This is a genomic window from Streptomyces violens, assembly GCF_000717745.1.
In the GTDB taxonomy this organism is placed as follows: Bacteria; Actinomycetota; Actinomycetes; order Streptomycetales; family Streptomycetaceae; genus Streptomyces; species Streptomyces violens.
On record NZ_JOBH01000010.1, the window covers coordinates 371,829 to 386,482 of the forward strand.

At 68.7% G+C, this 14,654-nt stretch carries 13 protein-coding genes; 1 reads left to right on the forward strand and 12 read right to left on the reverse strand.

Annotation, left to right across the window (positions count from 1 at the left end; genetic code table 11):
* Positions 1 to 67: 67 nt before the first annotated feature.
* On the reverse strand, positions 68 to 2,617 hold the full coding sequence (locus IF04_RS0120855) for an MFS transporter (RefSeq protein WP_483855320.1): 2,550 nt from the start codon (positions 2,615 to 2,617) through the stop codon (positions 68 to 70).
* An 89-nt stretch (positions 2,618 to 2,706) separates the two neighbouring features.
* On the reverse strand, positions 2,707 to 3,225 hold the full coding sequence (locus IF04_RS0120860; protein ID WP_030259799.1) for a MarR family winged helix-turn-helix transcriptional regulator: 519 nt from the start codon (positions 3,223 to 3,225) through the stop codon (positions 2,707 to 2,709).
* A 327-nt stretch (positions 3,226 to 3,552) separates the two neighbouring features.
* Between IF04_RS0120860 and IF04_RS0120865 the strand changes: the two genes are divergently transcribed.
* Positions 3,553 to 3,765, forward strand: a complete 213-nt coding sequence (locus IF04_RS0120865; protein ID WP_030259802.1) for a hypothetical protein — start codon at positions 3,553 to 3,555, stop codon at positions 3,763 to 3,765.
* Positions 3,766 to 3,923: 158 nt separating this feature from the next.
* On the opposite strand, the gene IF04_RS37630 is transcribed toward IF04_RS0120865, so the two are convergent.
* From IF04_RS37630 to IF04_RS39125, 10 genes are all read right to left on the reverse strand, one after another.
* Positions 3,924 to 4,136, reverse strand: coding sequence for a DUF397 domain-containing protein (locus IF04_RS37630; protein ID WP_078600549.1), 213 nt, complete (start codon positions 4,134 to 4,136; stop codon positions 3,924 to 3,926).
* A gap of 193 nt (positions 4,137 to 4,329) precedes the next feature.
* Positions 4,330 to 4,620 (reverse strand): hypothetical protein, encoded by a 291-nt coding sequence (locus IF04_RS38790; RefSeq protein WP_030259805.1) that lies wholly within the window; start codon positions 4,618 to 4,620, stop codon positions 4,330 to 4,332.
* 79 nt (positions 4,621 to 4,699) lie between these two features.
* Positions 4,700 to 9,379 (reverse strand): putative T7SS-secreted protein, encoded by a 4,680-nt coding sequence (locus IF04_RS0120880; RefSeq protein WP_051831404.1) that lies wholly within the window; start codon positions 9,377 to 9,379, stop codon positions 4,700 to 4,702.
* A complete protein-coding gene (locus IF04_RS0120885) occupies positions 9,379 to 10,077 on the reverse strand; it encodes a hypothetical protein (protein WP_051831405.1) in 699 nt (232 codons plus the stop codon). Before IF04_RS0120885 ends, IF04_RS0120880 begins: the two co-directional genes overlap by 1 nt.
* Positions 10,074 to 10,388: an SseB family protein gene (locus tag IF04_RS39875; RefSeq protein ID WP_245654450.1), complete on the reverse strand. Its 315-nt coding sequence runs from the start codon at positions 10,386 to 10,388 to the stop codon at positions 10,074 to 10,076. The genes IF04_RS0120885 and IF04_RS39875 overlap by 4 nt, the downstream gene beginning before the upstream one ends.
* Before the next feature lie 312 nt (positions 10,389 to 10,700).
* Positions 10,701 to 11,429: a hypothetical protein gene (locus IF04_RS0120895; RefSeq protein ID WP_030259816.1), complete on the reverse strand. Its 729-nt coding sequence runs from the start codon at positions 11,427 to 11,429 to the stop codon at positions 10,701 to 10,703.
* A 121-nt stretch (positions 11,430 to 11,550) separates the two neighbouring features.
* Positions 11,551 to 12,375 carry an RNA polymerase sigma factor SigF gene (locus IF04_RS0120900; protein ID WP_030259820.1) on the reverse strand — a complete coding sequence of 275 codons (825 nt, stop codon included), beginning with the start codon at positions 12,373 to 12,375 and terminating at the stop codon, positions 11,551 to 11,553.
* 212 nt (positions 12,376 to 12,587) lie between these two features.
* Positions 12,588 to 13,391: an RNA polymerase sigma factor SigF gene (locus IF04_RS0120905; RefSeq protein ID WP_030259822.1), complete on the reverse strand. Its 804-nt coding sequence runs from the start codon at positions 13,389 to 13,391 to the stop codon at positions 12,588 to 12,590.
* A 322-nt stretch (positions 13,392 to 13,713) separates the two neighbouring features.
* Positions 13,714 to 14,007: a Dabb family protein gene (locus IF04_RS0120910; RefSeq protein WP_030259825.1), complete on the reverse strand. Its 294-nt coding sequence runs from the start codon at positions 14,005 to 14,007 to the stop codon at positions 13,714 to 13,716.
* 123 nt (positions 14,008 to 14,130) lie between these two features.
* Positions 14,131 to 14,295 carry a hypothetical protein gene (locus IF04_RS39125; RefSeq protein ID WP_169746143.1) on the reverse strand — a complete coding sequence of 55 codons (165 nt, stop codon included), beginning with the start codon at positions 14,293 to 14,295 and terminating at the stop codon, positions 14,131 to 14,133.
* Between the last annotated feature and the right edge of the window lie 359 nt (positions 14,296 to 14,654).

The following is a 14,654-nucleotide window of genomic DNA, read 5'->3' on the forward strand; positions in this document are numbered from 1 at the left end:
CGCCCCGGACCGGGGCTGTGCTCTCAGGGCTTTCCGCCCTGGCCCCCGTTCGATCACCCGACCAGGGTCAGTCGCCCGGGTGGGCGAGCTCGACGTCGTAACCGTCGACCCCCGCCGCGTCGACCGACAGCGCGTTGGCCACCGGCGGGTACCCGCTGGCGATCACCGTGTAGTCGCCGGTGTCCAGGTCGGTGAAGGCGTACGCGCCGTCCGCACCGGTCGTGGAGGTCGCGACGACGTTGCCCGCCGCGTCGACCAGCGTGACGCGCGCGTCCGGCAGGGGACGGCGGTCCGCACCGGCCCGGACGATGCCCTGGACGCGGGCGCCGGACTGCAGTGCGATCTCGATGCGGGTGGTGCCCTGGCCGCTGACCTCGACCGGCTGTGCGGTCGGCCGGTAGTCGGTGGCGTTCACCGCGACGGTGTACGTACCGGCGGCCAGCTCGTCGAAGGCGAAGTTGCCCTCGACGCCGGTCTTGCCGGTCGCCAGCACCTCACCGCGGACGTCCGTGACCACGACCATCGCGCTGTCCACCGGCGCGCCGGTGACCACGCTGCGGACCTGGCCGCGCAGGCCGCTGGTGCCGCTGAGCAGGATGTCGTAGCCGATCGGCTGGTCGCCGACGACGACCGTGGACGCCTGCGGCTGGTGGCCGTCGGCGGCCGCGATCAGGACGTACGAGCCGGCGCCGGGGGCGTTCAGTACGTACGAGCCGTTGGCCTGGGCCACCGAGCGGCCCAGCTGGCGGCCGCTGAGGGAGATCAGCGTGACCGCGGAGCGCGGGACCGGGCTGCCGTCACCGTTCCGGACGAAGCCGGTGATGGCCGGGCCCTCCGGGGTGCCGGGGTCGCCGGCGGAGGCGTACGCCGCCAGCGGCTGGGCCTGAGTGGCCTTGGCCGGCTGGGCCTGCGCCCAGGACGGCGTCCGGTCGTCGGCCACGGAGGGGGCGCCGACCAGGGCCGGTTCCCGCTCCTCGGACGAGGCGGCCGAAGCGGCGGCGGCCGAGGCGGTGGCCGGGGCGGCCGCGGCGTCGGCCGGAACCGCCGTCGCGTCCGTGGTGGCACCGGACGCCGTGGCGTCCGAGCCGTCGTCGGAGGACTGAGCCAGTCCACCCTTGGTCTTCAAGGCGACCTCCTTGATGAAAAGCGTCAGAAGGAAGGCGAGCAGCGCGCACGGGGCGGCGATCAGGAAGATGTCCGCGACAGCGTGCCCGTAGGCGCTCTCCATGACCGTCCGGAGGGGCGCCGGGAGGGCGTCCAGGTCCGGGATGCCACCGCCGCCGGCCCCACTGGACTGAGCGGCCTTGGCGGCAGCCGGTCCGAGGTCGGTCAGGCCGTCCTTGACGTAGTGCGTGACTCGGGTTGCCAGCACCGCGCCGAGCGCCGAGACACCCACCGCACCACCGAGGGAGCGGAAGAAGGTGACGACGGACGAGGCGGAGCCGAGGTCCTGGGGGGCGACCTGGTTCTGCGTGCACAGCACCAGGTTCTGCATCATCATGCCGATGCCGAGACCCATCAGGGCCATGAAGATCGCGATGTGCCAGTACTCGGTGTCGTACCGGATCGTGCCCAGCAGGCCGAGGCCCGCGGTCAGCAGCACGCCACCGGAGACCAGCCACGCCTTCCACTTGCCGGTCTTGGTGATGATCTGGCCCGACACGGTCGAGGAGATGAACAGCCCCGCGATCATCGGGATGGTCATCACGCCGGACATCGTCGGCGACTTGCCGCGCGCCAGCTGGAAGTACTGGCTGAAGAAGACGGTGCCGGAGAACATCGCGATACCGACGAACAGCGACGCCGCGGAGGCCAGCGAGATCGTCTTGTTGCGGAACAGCCGCAGCGGGATGATCGGCTCGGCCGCCTTGGTCTCGACCAGGATGAAGATCAGCGCGAGCACGACGGCGCCGCCGACCATGGCACCGGTCTGCCAGGACATCCAGTCGTACTTGTCACCGGCCAGGGTGACCCACACCAGCAGCAGGCAGACCGCCGCGCTGATGAAGAAGGCACCCAGCCAGTCGACCTTGACGCCCTCGCGCTTGATGACGGGGAGCTTCAGGGTCTTCTGCAGCACGATCAGCGCGATCACCGCGAAGGGCACGCCGACGTAGAAGCACCAGCGCCACCCGAGCCACGAGGTGTCGGTGATGACGCCACCGAGCAGCGGCCCACCAACGGTCGCAACGGCGAACACGGCGCCCAGGTAACCGCTGTACCGTCCCCGCTCACGCGGCGAGATCATCGCGGCCATAACAATCTGTGCGAGGGCGGAGAGACCGCCCACGCCTATGCCCTGCACGACACGGCAGGCGATCAGCATCCCGCTGTTCTGCGACAGACCGGCAACGACCGAGCCCGCGACATAGATGACCAGCGAGAGCTGCACCAGCAGCTTCTTGCTGAACAGGTCGGAGAGCTTGCCCCACAGCGGGGTGGTCGCCGTCATCGCCAGCAGCGAGGCCGTCACCACCCACGTGTAGGCGCTCTGCCCACCGTTCAGGTCATGAATGATCTCCGGCAGCGCGTTCGACACAATCGTCGAAGAAAGAATGGCGACGAACATACCGAGCAGCAGCCCGGACAGCGCCTCCATGATCTGGCGGTGCGTCATGGGCGCTCCGGCGGAGGCGTCTCCGCCGCCTCCGTGCTTGGCGTGGCCGCCCCGCACACCGGCTGGTGTGGTTGTAGCCATGTAATTCCTTATCGTCCTGCTGATGTACGGGTGTTTGGGCTCCGCGTGCCGTCCGTATGTGTGACGTCGGTACGCGTGGGTTCCTGGTGCGCCCGGGTGCGGCAGTCGCCGAAGCTCTCGTGCAACTTCGCGAGCAGCTCGTTCAGCCGGCCGACGTCGTCGTCGGACCAGTCGTCGAGGTACCGGGCGAGGGAGTCTGTGTAACGGACGGACAGCTCGGCGAGCAGTTCGCGTCCGCGGGTTGTCAGTCGCAGCAGCCTGGACCGCTTGTCCAGAGGGTCGGGCTCCCGCTCGATCCAGCCGCGCTCCGCGATGTGGGCGACGTGCCGGCTGGTCACCGACATGTCGATCATCAGCAGCTCGGCCAGCTTGCTCATCCGCATCTCGCCGTACCGGTCGAGGATGGTGAGCACGCCTACCGAGGCGGGCGGGCAGTCGTGGGGGAGGATGCGCCCGAGCTCGCGTTTCACGGCACCGATGGCGCTGAGTTGCCTGGCCAGCTCCTGGTACTGACCCTGCGCGGCCAATGGGCACCTCCACACATCTTTTGTTGCTTGAGGCAACCATAGAAGCACTTGGTTGCCGAAGGCAAACGAATCCGGGGTTCACGGGGTAAAGGAAACCAAAAAGATGTATCGCACACGAGTCAAGGGCTGGACTATGGCTCACAAAGCCGCAGGTCAGCGGGCATGCGACGGTGACTGTCGGGGCATACGAGCCTCGTCGTGGCGCCCCGCCGTCGCTTTGCGGCTCTCTGGCCGACTCCGCCCCCATGTCGACAGGGTCGCCGAGGGGCCGCCTACCGGCCGACCAGGACTGTCCCCCTACCCGCCGGTTCGCTAATGTCTCGGCCTATGGCGAACAACCCGCAGACGCCCGACGGCAACCACGACCCGGCCGGCAGCACGCAGATGTTCCGCGCCTTCGTCGACGAAGGCGCCCCCCAGACCCCCCGCACCGCCGCGGCCACCCCCCAGTCCTCCTCGGGCCCCCGCGCGGGCGTCATCATCGGCGTAGTCGTCGCCATCGCGATCGTCGCGGCGGCGGCTTGGCTGGCCCTGGCCTGAGCCCCCCTTTTCGGGCTCGCACGCGCGACGCGCGCGAGCCCGGCACGTCCCCCGTCCCCTTCTCCGCTCCGTACGATTACGGGGCTTCTCCCTGGCCGGGCGCCCGCCATCGGCGCCGGCCCGGGAGAAGTCTTCGCGCATGTGTGGCCCGCGTCCCCTCAGTCGAACTCGCCGTCCCGCATCCCGGCACAGAACGCGGTCCACTCCTGCGGCGTGAACCGAAGATCACCGCGCTCCGGATGACGCGAGTCCCGCAGCGCCACCGCTTTGCGGCCTGTACGCAGTCTCCGGCGGCCAGACTCCTGCTGCACTTCCGCCACCACACGTCCGTCACGTCCAGGGGCGTACAGCCCATCCTTCGCGGTACTCATCGGTGCCCCCTTCTTCCTCCGTTCTCCTTCACCCGCCTAAAGGGCGCACGCATCGCGCCGTGGTCCGACCGGCACGCCTTCTTCGGCTGTTGCGGCTGCGGGCCCCGCGGGGGAGCATTACGCGCAAGGCCTATGCTCGCCAAAAGTCGGTGCAAGACAAGTGGTATTAGGTGCGCTGTCGCTCTCCCTAGCTTTACGGCAATCCGAACTTCTCGTTTATGAGCTGCTTCCACTGTGCGTCGGCCAGCCCTGCCGCCACAAGCACATCCCGCCAGTCGGCGCGAACTTCCTCCAAGACCGCGAAGAATTCATCCAAGTCGCCCTGGCTGCAGATGACCGCTGCGGCAGCCACTCTTTCCTGGAACATCACGTTGCCCTCAGTGATTGGCTCTATTACTTCTTCGAGTAGTTGAGCGACGGTCTCTGATTGATCTTCAGGAAATTCTTTCCGGATGTGCCGTACAATCCGTGCGGACAGAGGCATGTGGGACTCCCAGATGTTTCAATTTTGAGAAAGCGCAGTTGGTGAGTTATTAGCTGTTCCCGGTGAGAACATGCTAGTGCTACTTCGGTGGGATCATATAGTCCCCCACTCGAACGTAGCCTGCCTCCCGGAGTTGTCTGAGCTCACGCGCAAAGACGGTCTCGCCTCCTCTCCGTGCGACTAGATTGTCCAACGTTTCGGGGGATGCCACGTATACCTCCCGGCCATCTCGAATGATTCCTGCTATCCAGTGATCATTTACGTCCATCCTCCATGCGTCCTCGAGGTAAAGGACTTCATGACCTGGCCAGTTTCGAGCGACCGCGGTATCCGGATTTCGCCCGATCACGGGAGTGCCGCGATCTGGGACCTTTGGGAGACCCTCTTTTGTGGGGCAGGAGAAAAGGCCTAGGGGGTCGGCTGAGGTCAGGGGAGAGTGGACATAGGTGACGGCGTTGGGAGCGGGGACGAGGCCGAGGGGATCCAGCGACGTGTATCGGGCCGATTCCGGGTCGTAGTAGCGGAAGTAGTTGTAGTGCAGGCCCGTTTCAGGGTCAAAGTATTGGCCGGGAAAGCGGAGGGGCGTATAAGCAGTGGCGTCTGCGTTCCAGGTGGTGGTGCCCCAGAGGGTGGTTCGGGTGCGCCAGGCTATTTCGCCTTCGGGGGAGACCAGTTCGGTGGGGGTGCCGACCAGGTCGGTGATGATGGCGAAGAAGCGGGAGTCGATTTCGGATTGAGGGGCATCGGCTGCTGTGAGGCGTTCGGTCTGGGCGATGGGGGACAGGCCGTTGTGGTCCCAGGTGAGGGTGATGGACGGGGCGGGCCCGTCGCCTGAGGTGGTTTGTTCGGTGAGGGTGGTGCCGTCCCAGGTGAAGTCGACCTGTTCCAGGACAGCGGTACCGTCCGAGGAAAGGCGCTGTTTGGACGTGCGCCGGCCCAAGGGGTCGTAGCGGTACTGCCATGTCGTGCCGTCCGGGGTCACCACAGCGACCAGGCGGTCTTCCGTGTCCCAGGTGTAGTGCCAGGATTCGCGTTTGCCGGAGAGGTTACGTTTCTGGCGTAGGGTCAGGCGGCCGGCGGCGTCGTGTTCGTAGCGGATGCGGCCGGCCTGGGTGAGGCGGGTTCCGGTGTAGGTGCGGGCGCCGGTGGCCTCCGGGCCGGCGTGCGCACCAGGCCAGTCGGCGTGAGTCTGGTTGCCGGCCTCGTCGTAGGCGTAGGTCTCGGTCCAGTTGTGTGCGGATACCGCGGTGACGCGGCCGACGGGGTCGAGGGCGAAGCGGCGGGGGCCGTTCAGGAGGTCGTCGATGCCGGTGAGGTAGCCGTCGGGGCGGTAGGTGTACTGACGGTGTTGGACGGGGGCCACTTCGTGATGCGTGGCGTCCGCTGAGCCCGTACCCGTGGCGTGAAGCGACTGGGTAGTGAGGCGGCCCACCGGGTCGTACGACTGGTGGAGCGTGAGCAGCCCACCGGTGAGGCTTCGGGTGATCTCCTGCCCCGCAGCGTCATGCGCGAAGTCCAGCGTGCGGCCGGAGGTCGTGAGGGAGATGCGGCGACCGGCCGCGTCGTAGGTGTACGTCGCCTCTGCGCCGGTCGGGGTACGCCGGTGAATGCGGCGGCCCAGCACGTCGTACGCGTAGGACATGGTGCGGCCGTTGACCGTTTCGGCGGTGATGCGGCCGAGTGCGTCACGAGTCCAGGAGACCTCGCTCTCCGGGGTGGCCGCGCTCAGCGGTCGGCCGTTCGCGTCGTACCGGTAACGGGTCAGCGTCCCGTCCGCCGTGCGCTTGGCCGTCGTGCGGCCGAGCTTGTCGTACTGGTAGACGGTCGTGTCGCCGAGCGGGCTGGTGCGGGCGGCGAGGCGGCCGGCGAGGTCGCGTTCGTACGACACCCGGCGGCCGTCGAAGTCCGTCTCGGAGACGAGGAGGCCCGCCGGGTCGTAGGCGTACGACCACTCCAGACCCTGCGGATTCGTGACCTTGGAGAGCTGGAGCTTGGTGTCGTACGTGAAGGTGTAGCGGACGCCGTTGGGGTCGGTGCGGGCGGCGAGCTGGTCGAAGTGGGTGTATTCGAAGCGGGTCACACCGCCTGCGGCGTCCGTGTGGGTGAGGCAGTTTCCCTCGCCGTCGTACGTCCAGGATTCCGTGGCGCCGTCGGGCGCGGTGCGTCTGGCGAGGTGACCCTCGACCGTCCAGGCGTAGTGGGTGGTGGCCCCGAGAGGGTCAGTGTGCGTGAGGACGCGGCCGAAGGCGTCGCGTACGTACGTAGTCACCCCGCCCAGGGGGTCGGTGATGCGCTCCGGCAGTCCGGCGGCGTCGCAGCGTACGTGGGTGGTGTGTCCCTCGGCGTCGGTGATCGCGGCGAGGTGACCGCGGTCGTCGTACGTGAAGGTGGTCACCGCGCCCGCCGGGTCGGTGGCCGAGGTGCGACGGCCGGCCGAGTCGTACGCCTGCTGCCAGACCGCGCCGTCGGGTTCCGTGATCGCGACCGGTAGTCCGAGTTCGTTGTGCTCGGCCCTCACTCGGGTGTCATCGGGGCGGGTGACGGCGGCCACTTCGCCGGTGGCGGTGTACTCGTACGACGTGGTGTGGCCCAGCGGGTCGGTGACGGACAGCACGCGGCCTTGGCTGTCGCGTTGGGTCCGGGTGACCGCCCCCGTCGGGCTGATCTCGGCGACGACCTTGTACCGGTCGTCGACCAGGTAACGGGTGGTGTGGCCGAGGGAATCGGTGAGCGCCGTGATGCGGTGGCCGGTCTCCGGGTCCATCTCGTCGTAGCTGATGCGGACCGCGAGGTGCCCTTCGGTGCCGCCTTCGGCGATGCAGCGGTCCTGGTCGTCGTAGGTGTAGTCGTAGCGGCGGTCGTTGGTGTCGGTCCAGGAGACGACGCGGTGCCGGTCGTCGTACTCGAAGCGGAGCGGCAGGCCGGAGGAGTTGGTGACCGAAGTGAGGTCGCCGTTGGTGTAGTCGTAGCGCAGGAGTTGCTGGTCGGAGCCGCCTTCCGCCGCGCCTGCCAGGTGCAGGGCGGTGATCCGGTCGTCCTCCGTGGTCAGCTTGAGGTGGTAGCCGGCGGAGTGGACGATGCCGGTCGGGGTGCCGTCCTCGTCGCGGTCGAAGGTGATCCAGTGGACGCCTGAACGGTCGGTGATCTGTTCGATGTGCGCGATGCCGTCCTCGCCGCCGTCAGCGGGCGGGGAGAAGTGGCGTATGTGGCCGGTCTCGGGGTCGGTGAGGGTGTAGCCGCCGTCGCGAGTGCGTTCCAGGGGGCGGCGAGGGCCGGAGACCGGGAGCGTCGGGACGCCCGGTACAGGGTGGGGGTAGGAGAGCAGCAGGCCGTCCTCGCTGAGGAAGACGACACCCTCGGCATCGACCTCAAGGCGCTGGTCGGCCGTGCTCATCCAGGAGGGACCGAACCAGCGGCCGCCGGTGAAGCCTGACTCCAGCTGGCGTGAGAAGACCAGCGGGAGCGCACCCGGCAGCACGATGTCCGTCTGTGGCAGGTACATCTTGCCGGTGGCGAGGTCGACAGGGTCGGTGCCGTCGGAGCACCTGTTCTGATTCTCCGTGGAGCGCTGGTGAGGCCCGTCCGTGTCCAGGTGCCCGCGGCCAGGGGCCCGTTCGGGCAGCTTGGAATAGCGCCCGACTCGGCGCATCGCGCCGAGGGCCCCCTTCGCGGTGCCGGCGCCCCGAGTGGCGATGACGTCGGGGAGGAGCTTGCCCGTCCAGTCCTCCGGGTCCTTCATGAAGTCGGCGAGCATGACCTTGCCGGTGCCGACCGGATTATTGGCCATGGTGACGAGGCTTGCGGCGGTGCTGTTGAGGTTCATCGCGTACTCGTCGGGGTGCGCGATGTTGTACGGGTCCACGGGGTTCATGCCGCGTATGGAGCCGATGATGCCGCCCACGCCCTGCACGGCACCGGCGCCGAGGTGAGCCAGGGAGAGCTCCATCCCCAGCACGCCGTCGAAGAGCTGTCTGCCGACGGACGGTGTGCGCGGGGCGGCGTCGCGTGCCGACCGGACCGCGTCGCGCGCCGTCTCCGCGGCCTCGTCGCGCCGTCGGCGGGCATGGACCAGCGTTTCCTGGGCGTTCTTGCGGCCCGTCTCGCCGGGATCGGAGAATGCCGCGGGTTTTGTGGGTTTCGGGCCGGGGTCACTGCCGCTCGCGGCCGCCGCGTTGTACGTCTGGGCGGCGGAGTTGTACTCGGCGACCGCGGAGTCGTGCGCGGAGCGGGCCTTCTCGGTGGCCTTCTCGGCCCGCTGGTACTCCTCGATGGCTTCTTGTGCCTGACCCTGGGCCCATTCGACGGTGTCCGCGAAGCGGTCCAGTGCACGGGCGGCTTTCTCGAAGGCGTCCTGGGCCGTGAACCACCGCTTCGGTTCCCCGGCGAGCTTTTCGCGAAAGGCGTCGGCCGCCTCGCCCTGCCAGTGGCTGGAGTCCAGCCCCTTGAGCCCCCGGGCGACCTTGCCGAATGCCTTCTGGAAGTCGCTCAGATGGGAGACCGTGGACCTGAGCTTGCCGGCGCTGCCGTAGATCAGTTTGTGCGCGTCGTCCGTCTGCCCGAGCTCCAGCTCGGCGACCTCGGCGCCCAGTCGGTTGGCAACGGAACCGGAAGCCTCCCGGGCCCAATCGGCACCGCTCTCCAGCCCGACGCCGTCCATCACGTCGGCGGCCTTGTCACCGGCCCAATTGATGCCTTCGCCGACCTTTTCGACACCCTTCTCAAGGGTGTTCATGATGTCGGGAGTGAAGTCGAAGCCCATCAGTGCTCACGCTCCGGCCGCGACTGGCTGTGCGTACCGGACGCGTCGCCCGCCTCGGGGGCCGGGCCGAAGGTCTCGTCCAGTTGCTCGTTCCACGCGTCCCGGTCGAGCCCGCTGTCGTCGAGAACCCGGTCGGTGATCATTCCGCCGTGCCCGGTGGTCACGACCTGCCGGCCGGTGTCCTTCCAGACCTGTTCGGCTTGGTCCATCGACTGGCCGAACTTCTTGTCGCTGTAGTCCGGGGTGTACATCTCCTTGGTGGCGATCTCACCCCAGCCCTTCTTCCGGACGTCCTCATCGCTCGCGTAGGGGTTACCGACCACTTGGTTCGCCGCGACCTTGAAGGAGCCCTGGAGGTATTCGTCCTCTGCTGTGAGGAGTCCGGTGGCCATACCCATCGAGGCAGCCAGCATCGTGACGTCCTGCAGCAGGCCGCGCACCCCCCACTCCCAGCGGCCGCAGAAATCCTCGAAGTCGTCGGCGAGGCCGGGGTGGCCTGCCTCCATGCCGGTCAGTGTCATCCGGTCCACGCCCGCGCCCATCGCGGCCTGTGAAGCGAACCCGACTTCCTTGAGTTCGTCGATCGCGCTGCGCAGCCCCTCGGAGATGAGCTTCCGCGACTTCTCGCTGACCGCGATGTCTTTGTGGCTTCCGCCGCCATGCCCGTGGGCCCCGGATTCGCCGTTCGCACCTGTCATGCTGTGGTCTCCCCCGTACTCTCATCCACTGCCGCCACCTCGGGCACGATGCCGCTGACCGGCGGGAACAGTAGGCATCCGCCGGCCTCCGCGTCGGCGACATCCAGGGCGACGCCGGTCGGCTCTCCTGTCGCGGGAATGACGACATCCAGCAGGCGGGCCCCGTACATCGCCCGGTATTCCACGCCGTCCGCGGGCCGGAGCTCCCAGCCGGCTGCGAAGCGGGCGAGCGTCTCTTCATCACTGAAGGCGTAGATCCAGCGCACGCCACTGCTCACGGCCGACAGCAGTCCGCCGTCGTGCAAGGGCACGAGGACCTGCGTACGGCGGAACTCGCCCAGCTGCGCGGCGAATGCGCGCCGTCCGCGGGCGAGCGGGTCGGTCTTGGGAGCTGAGGCCGGTGACGGTGCGTCGGAGTGAGGTACGTCCGCCACGGGGGCCGCGCGTTGCTCTCGCTCTGCGGCGTCCCTGTCGGCCTGGCGTACCAAGTCCTCGAGCCGCCATCGGTCTCCCGTGCTGGGAGTACCGTCAGTTCCTCCCACCCCACTGACGTTCATGCATCACATGTTCGCATTCGCGTCTGACAGCGGACAGGGCCGAGGGTGATCACCGTGCCGCGTGCGTCAGTCCCAACTGGCGTCGATATCCCGCGTGTCGATGTGCATGCCGAGCGGCACCCGCCAAGCGTCCACGCACACCTTCCACGTCTCCTTCTTCGTCTCGCCGCCGGCGATCGGCACGGGGAGCTCGCGGGTTGATTCACGCGTGCCCCAGTCGATGCCCAGGCCGCCGATGATGTGGGTCTTGAAGGTGATGGTGCCGGCCGTCACCGGGCGGCTGCCGGTGTTGTGGAGCTGCACGGTCACTCGCTCGCACCAGCGCACGTCGGCGTTGGCGAGGGTGGGGGTGCCGACTTCCAGGAGGGCGGGGCGCTCGTCGGGGGGAGTGGGGGTGGGGGAGGGCGCCTCGGTGTTCGGACCGGCCGGGTCGGCCGGGGCGTCGCTGTCGGCCGGTGCGTCCGGGGTGTTGCCGGAGGGCGGCTGAGGGCGGCCCGAGGGGGCCGGTGTGCCGGCAGGGGGAGTGGTCCCGTCCGCCGTGCCGTCGGGACGTTCACCGGGGCTTCCGACAGGGGCGCCGGTGCCGGCGTCGGTGTCCGGGCCGGTGTCGGTGTCCGGGCCGTCCAGCGGGGCCAAGGTGACGTCGTCCGTGGGGGCGACGAGCTTGTGGGGGGATCGGTCGTCCGCCGTGCCCGTCGCGATGTAGCCCGGGCCCTCGCTGCTGCCGCAGAAGGCGAGCAGTGCGCCCAGTAAGAGCAGTGCACCCGCTGACGCGCCAACTGTCGTCCGTCGCATGGAGGGCAGTGTGGCTGACGGGGTGTCAGGTGTACAGGCTTACGACAGGGGACGGGGGAGGGGGCGTGGCAATGCCCCGGGCCGGGAGGGGACCCCTGTTGCCCGGGGGTGCGTCGCGTCGTCAGTCCGTGGTCAGGCCGTCGCGGAGTTGGGCGAGGGTGCGGGTGAGGAGGCGGGAGACGTGCATCTGGGAGATGCCGACCTCCTCGCCGATCTGGGACTGGGTCATGTTCGCGAAGAAGCGGAGCATGATGATCTGGCGTTCGCGCGGCGGGAGTTTGGCGAGCAGGGGCTTGAGGGACTCGCGGTACTCCACGCCCTCCAGGGCGGTGTCCTCGTAGCCGAGGCGGTCTGCGAGGGAGCCCTCGCCGCCGTCGTCCTCGGGGGAGGGGGAGTCGAGGGAGGAGGCGGTGTACGCGTTGCCGACGGCGAGGCCGTCGACGACGTCCTCCTCCGATACGCCGAGGCACGTGGCGAGTTCGGCGACGGTGGGGGAGCGGTCGAGCTTCTGGGACAGGTCGTCGCTGGCCTTCGTGAGGGCCAGCCGCAGCTCCTGGAGGCGGCGCGGGACCCGTACGGACCAGGACGTGTCACGGAAGAAGCGCTTGATCTCGCCGACGACCGTGGGCATGGCGAACGTCGGGAATTCGACGCCCCGTTCGCAGTCGAACCGGTCGATCGCCTTGATCAGGCCGATCGTGCCGACCTGGACGATGTCCTCCATCGGTTCGTTGCGGCTGCGGAAGCGGGCAGCGGCGTAACGCACCAGCGGGAGGTTCAGCTCGATGAGCGTGTCGCGGACGTATGTCCGCTCCACGCTGTCCTTGTCGAGCGTGGCCAGCCGCAGGAACAGGGAGCGGGAGAGCGTACGGGTGTTGAGGGCGTCGTCGTGCACGTGCGGTGCTGGTGCGGGAAGCACCTTCGAGCTGCCCAGTTCTACGGACATGCCACCCCCTTGAGGTCGCGGTCGGGTCGCCGCTGCGTCCCTTCGGCCCCATACGGAGCGAAGAGTTCAGCCTCCACCTGAATACCGGAGGCGGCGCCACGGCAAACGCGGTTCCTGCAGAATGTCACATGTCGGCAACACGCTGTAGCGCCATGTCGACATATCCCTGCAGGAAGGAGTGGTGCGCCCTTGGTGGCCGTACCTCGTCCTGGTTAGGCGTCGATCCTGTTTGCGGATCTGAGCCGGGCGAAACTCCGCGAGAGCAGCCGCGAGACGTGCATCTGGGACACGCCCAGCTCCGCACTGATCTGGGACTGCGTCAGGTTGCTGTAGTAGCGGAGGAGGAGGATGCGCTGCTCGCGTTCGGGCAGCTGTACGAGGAGGTGGCGGACCAGGTCGCGGTGTTCGACGCCGGCCAGCTCCGGGTCCTCGTAACCCAGGCGGTCCAGCAGGCCGGGCAGGCCGTCGCCCTCCTGGGCGGCTTCGAGGGACGTCGCGTGGTACGAGCGCCCGGCCTCCAGGCAGGCGAGCACCTCCTCCTCGCCGATCTTCAGACGCTCGGCGATCTCCGCGGTGGTGGGGGACCGGCCGTGCAGCACGGTCAGGTCCTCGGTCGCGCCGTTGACCTGTACCCAGAGCTCGTGGAGGCGGCGGGGGACGTGGACCGTCCGCACGTTGTCGCGGAAGTACCGCTTGATCTCGCCGACGACGGTCGGCATCGCGAAGGTGGGGAACTGGACGCCGCGGTCCGGGTCGAACCGGTCGATCGCGTTGATCAGCCCGATCGTGCCGACCTGGATGACGTCCTCCATGGGCTCGTTACGGCTGCGGAAACGTGCCGCCGCGTACCGGACCAGGGGGAGGTTCGCCTCGATCAGCGCGTCCCGCACGCGGCCGTGCTGGGGGGTGCCCGGCTCCAGGCCGGCCAGCTCGGCGAAGAGGACTTGCGTGAGCGCCCGGGTGTCCGCACTCCTGCTCTGGCGGGATGGCGCCTTCGGCGCAGTACGGGCCGTCACGGTTCACGCCTCCCCTTCACAGCGCTCGGCGGTGTGCGGTAACGGATGTATCGGGCAAAAGCGGTCATAGCATCACAAGACATGTGCACTGTGTGCAAGCACCGCATATTGCCGTGTTGAAGGGCAGTTGACGGCGGCGAGGGGACGGTACGGAGGGGGCGGGAGGGCCTTCGTCGGGCCGCCGGCGGGTGGGCGGCCATGAGGAAACCCCCCGCCCGCAGGGGCGAGGGGCTGTTCGGCCCGGAGCGGGCCGGGGGTGGTGCCGCCGGGCGCTCGCGCGCGCCAACCGTCGCATCGCGGTCCGGCCGGGGCCGGATCGCGCTCAGATCTCGTAGTCGGCGATCACCCAGGTGGCGAACTCCGCCCACTGCTTGACGCCCGCCTGGTGGGCCGGGTGCTCCAGGTAGCGCGTGAGCGCGTCCTTGTCGGCGACGGCCGAGTTGATCGCGAAGTCGTAGGCGATCGGGCGGTCGGTGACGTTCCAGCCGCACTCCCAGAACTGCAGCTCGGGGATGAGGTCGCCGAGCTCCTGGAACGCCTTCACGCCGGCCGCGACCCGCGGCTCGTCGCGCTCGACACCGTCGTTGAGCTTGAAAAGGACCAGGTGGCGGATCACGGGGCGGCCTCCAGGGTGCGGGATATGGGTAATCGTTTCTGCTGGCGGGGCCACGCGCGAGCCTCGGAGGGCCGAGGGGGCGACTGTGGGAGCTGAGCCGAGTCGGTGAAGCGGTGGTGCCGGCTACTTGATCAGTGAGGTCATGAACTGGCCCACGCCCTGCGCGGCGTCCGAAATGCCCTCGAACCCTATTTGCACGAGGTCGGCGGCCCGCGTCGGGGACGTGACGATCGTGTACAGGACGAAGACGATGACCACGTACATCGCGATCTTCTTCGTTTCCACCATGCGTCCCCGTCTCCCCTACGGCCCAACCGGCAGCTCCTGCCCGGTGCAGTCGGGCGAGTTTAACCACACCGGTCCCACGGCAGCAGCCGCGCCCGTTCGGCACCGCTCGGTTCCGGCGACTGTGCCGTCTTCCGCTCTCCCGGGCCGTACGCCGCCCTTATGGACGAAAGTCCCGCCAATCCGGGTCGTTCGGCGCCCCGTTGAGCGGAGGGTACGGCCGCACGCTGGAAGGCGAGCCCGGCGGATCTGGCAGGAGTCCGCGGGCTTGGGGACCGGGACCTCGCTGCGGGGTCCGTACCGCGTTCCTCCCGGCCGCGGTGCGGGCCATGAGGCCCGGAACGGACGAAGGGCCCGACTCT

Coding starts and splice junctions, on each gene's coding strand:
- IF04_RS0120900 (WP_030259820.1), bottom strand. CDS start 12,375: ATGTCCGTAGAACTGGGCAGCTCGAAGGTGCTTCCCGCACCAGCACCG.
- IF04_RS38790 (WP_030259805.1), bottom strand. CDS start 4,620: ATGCCTCTGTCCGCACGGATTGTACGGCACATCCGGAAAGAATTTCCT.
- IF04_RS0120885 (WP_051831405.1), bottom strand. CDS start 10,077: ATGACAGGTGCGAACGGCGAATCCGGGGCCCACGGGCATGGCGGCGGA.
- IF04_RS0120855 (WP_483855320.1), bottom strand. CDS start 2,617: ATGACGCACCGCCAGATCATGGAGGCGCTGTCCGGGCTGCTGCTCGGT.
- IF04_RS0120865 (WP_030259802.1), top strand. CDS start 3,553: ATGGCGAACAACCCGCAGACGCCCGACGGCAACCACGACCCGGCCGGC.
- IF04_RS0120895 (WP_030259816.1), bottom strand. CDS start 11,429: ATGCGACGGACGACAGTTGGCGCGTCAGCGGGTGCACTGCTCTTACTG.
- IF04_RS0120880 (WP_051831404.1), bottom strand. CDS start 9,379: ATGGGCTTCGACTTCACTCCCGACATCATGAACACCCTTGAGAAGGGT.
- IF04_RS39125 (WP_169746143.1), bottom strand. CDS start 14,295: ATGGTGGAAACGAAGAAGATCGCGATGTACGTGGTCATCGTCTTCGTC.
- IF04_RS37630 (WP_078600549.1), bottom strand. CDS start 4,136: ATGAGTACCGCGAAGGATGGGCTGTACGCCCCTGGACGTGACGGACGT.